This window comes from Caballeronia sp. RCC_10, assembly GCF_041360715.1.
In the GTDB taxonomy this organism is placed as follows: domain Bacteria; phylum Pseudomonadota; class Gammaproteobacteria; order Burkholderiales; family Burkholderiaceae; genus Caballeronia; species Caballeronia grimmiae.
This window is the reverse complement of the sequence record NZ_JBFUPT010000091.1, coordinates 1-3,147: the sequence shown is the minus strand read 5'-3', so window position 1 is coordinate 3,147 and position 3,147 is coordinate 1. Positions and strand designations below refer to the sequence as shown.

The following is a 3,147-nucleotide window of genomic DNA, read 5'->3' as shown; positions in this document are numbered from 1 at the left end:
GCCTCAAGGGTTCGCTGCGCGGACCTTACGCTCGCCCTTGACCCGCCAAACCACCCACTGAGAATTCAAAAGAGGCTCAAAAAGCCTATCATCGGTATCAACCTGTGGGGCGCGACGAACACGTCGACAGTGGTCCAGAACGGTGCGGACATCATGGTCAACTGGAACGCTGACAGCATCGTGCAAGCGATCCGGAAACTGGCCTGATCATGCGCAAAGCACTCGTGATCGGCGTTGACAACTATGCGGCAAATCCGCTGACTGGCTGTGTGAACGACGCATATAGCCTTTCCGCTGCGCTGCGTGTAAATGGTGACGGCAGTCCGAATTTTGACGTCCGCATGATGACCGCGCCTCCGATGGAGCTTGAAAAATCACAGCTTATAGAAGCGGTCGAGACGCTTTTCAGCGGGGACGCCGACGTCGCACTGTTCTATTTCGCCGGGCACGGGCAGCTTGAGGGAAGTACCGACGAAGGTTTCCTGGTCACGCCCGACCACAAGCCAAAAGATCCAGGCATCTCGCTGAGCACGATACTTAACCTCGCTAACCGCGCAAATGGCATTCGTGCGCGGATCATTGTTCTCGATTCGTGTTACAGCGGTGCGCTGGGACAAGTGCCGGTCATGCAGCGGCCCGACATGTCGGCTATCAGCGACGGCGTCACCATTCTGGCTGCGTGCCGTGACTCTCAATCGGCGGGAGAAGAGAACGGGGCCGGCATTTTCACCTCGCTTGTTGTCGACGCACTTAACGGCGGGGCGGCTGACCTTTGCGGCAATATCACACCTGGCAGCATCTATGCATACGTGGACCAAGCGCTTGGCCCGTGGGAACAGAGACCGGTATTCAAGACCAACGTCTCCAAATTCACGAGCTTGCGTTCGATGCCGGCAAAAGTGCCATTGGATACATTGCGCAGGCTGCCAATGTTCTTCCCCGAGCCGGAAAGCCAGTTTGATCTCGATCCGTCCTACGAGCACACAACGGAAGACGGAAATCCGGAACACCAGGCAACGTTCCGCGAGCTGCAGAATTGCAACCGAGTCGGTTTGGTCGTGCCTGAAGGCGCGCAGGACATGTATTGGGCAGCAATGGAGTCGAAGACCTGCAGGCTGACTGCGCTCGGGTATCATTATTGGCGTCTTGCGAAAAAAAATCGGATTTGAGTAGTGCAATGAACAAACAAATCAAAGACAGGCCTGAACATCCCGGTAGCAGCGCGGTCGGCTCGCGTCACATTGTGGGTGACTCGTTGCCGCCCGTGCTTAAAAACCCGCCGCCGATGCCCCCGGTGAAGCCAGCGAAGCCGGCGAAGTAGACCAGGAAGGGAAAGTGAATCCGCAGCAACGATTTTGGCGAGTACTTTATGAGCTCGTATCGCATGGTTATTTCCTTGAAGCTTACTGCCAGCGCTCAGCGCTTATGGAGCGTCGGACGAACACGGCGCTTGCAGTAACGTCGACGGGGAGCCTGGGAATTTGGGCCGTCTTCAAACAGTTTCCATTGCTTTGGAGCGCCATTATTGTTGTAACTCACATGGTCGGGGCGACGAGTAAATTTCTTCCTTTCTCGGCGCGTGTCCGCTCCGCGTCTGCCAGCGCACACGAGTATCGCGCCCACCAGAATTGGGCCGAAGCAAAGTGGTGTGAAATCGCGGACGGCGCGCTAACCGAAGCGGATATAAGCAAAGCGCGCGTTGAGCTACAAGCTCGAATTGCCAAGACTTTGAAAGCGCACTTTCCACTTGGCGGACTTCCTGAAAATCCTGCACTGCTAGAGCAGTCAGAACGCCGCGCCAATCAGTACCTGACACACCACTACGGTAACGACGATGACGAATAAGCAGAAACCGACGACACCCGCTCCTCCGCTCGGACGCGTCGAAAGAGGAGCAAATCTTCCTCCGGTGAAGCAGCCTCCCCCGCCTATGCCAGCCGTGAAGCCGGCGAAGAAGTGAGGCGTTTGTGCTGCCCCTCGAACTATCAAAGGGTTGCTGGTACGCGATTCCCGCAGCCCTGCAGGCGGGATTTTTGCCGGCGACTGCCGCGTAAATATGGTATGTCGCCGTTACGGACTTGGATCGACTAGCGTTGCAACGGATTTATAATCCCACTGGATCTTATAGTCATATCAAGAGAAGATCATGATCGATGTTCTGGTCGATGCATCGTTTGCGAGTCGGTTTCTCGGTTTAGCATGTGTTTATTAGTGACATCGGAAGGCACGCGACGATGTTGATAAAACATCGCTTGTCGTCCGCCAAGCATATGGATCAAAAATTTTCGCGTGAAGGCGAGGTCGTTTCCTTTTTTTCGTTTAGTGCATGAAAATTCCAAGCAAGCATTGCAGGGCAGTTTTCTATGTCCGGCAAAGTGGAAATGTGAAACGTCGAAAAGCCTCTTAGGAACCGCTAGCCAGCAGTAGTTGAAGTAACCACTCTTCGACGAATCAACTCGTCCAGTATTGAAACGTCGACGATTGGTTTAAGGAACGTGGTCACCCCACTGCGGCGTAGCCGCTCGGCTTGGTCTACAAAGCCAGTCAACATAACCAGTGGCAGATCGGGCTGGTGGCTTTGCAAGTGCTCAGCAAGATCGATCCCATTCAATTTTCCAGGCATCTGCACGTCGGAAATCACCGCCTGGAAGTGATGCGGCGGATGAAGCAGGCGGAATGCTTCGTCGGCGTTCGCTGCGTGGGTCACCTCATACCCAAACGTTGAGAACATCGCCGCTTGCGCGTCTGCGACCATGACATCGTCTTCAACGAGAAGCAGTCGAATCCCTGTGGCTGATTCGTCTGATTCGTCGGCACTCAAGCTGTCGCGACGGGGAAGTTGTTCATCCACGCCGGCGCCTTGGGCTCGAGGCAGGAACAAGCTGACTACCGTGCCCCCCTCGGCTGATGCGCCAATGCTGCAATGACCTCCCGAGAGCTCACAAAACGAGCGCACCTGAGACAGCCCGAGCCCGGCTGACTGACCTGGCGGTTTCGTCGTAAAGAACGGTTCAAAGGCACGCTCGACTGTTGCTGCATCAATGCCCACACCGCTATCCTTCATTTCGATCAGAGGTGGCGCCGTTGGTTCGGACAGTTAGATCGAGTTTATAAGTGGAAGCGCCGGGGTCATCAAGCTGCCGATTT

General features: G+C 55.3%; 3 protein-coding genes and 1 pseudogene. 3 read left to right on the top strand and 1 reads right to left on the bottom strand.

Going from position 1 to position 3,147, the window contains the following annotated elements; translation table 11 throughout:
• The 3 genes and pseudogenes from AB6804_RS31700 to AB6804_RS31690 all read left to right on the top strand — a co-directional run.
• Positions 1-207, top strand: a pseudogene (locus tag AB6804_RS31700) (hypothetical protein); the annotation flags it as partial.
• Between the two features lie 2 nt (positions 208-209).
• Entirely contained in the window at positions 210-1,169 is a 960-nt protein-coding gene (locus tag AB6804_RS31695) for a caspase domain-containing protein (RefSeq protein ID WP_370889812.1), read from the top strand.
• 166 nt (positions 1,170-1,335) lie between these two features.
• Positions 1,336-1,845 carry a hypothetical protein gene (locus AB6804_RS31690; protein WP_370889811.1) on the top strand — a complete coding sequence of 170 codons (510 nt, stop codon included), beginning with the start codon at positions 1,336-1,338 and terminating at the stop codon, positions 1,843-1,845.
• Positions 1,846-2,413: 568 nt separating this feature from the next.
• Here the strand turns inward: AB6804_RS31690 and AB6804_RS31685 are convergent.
• Positions 2,414-3,064, bottom strand: a complete 651-nt coding sequence (locus tag AB6804_RS31685; protein WP_370889810.1) for a response regulator — start codon at positions 3,062-3,064, stop codon at positions 2,414-2,416.
• Positions 3,065-3,147 lie beyond the last annotated feature (83 nt).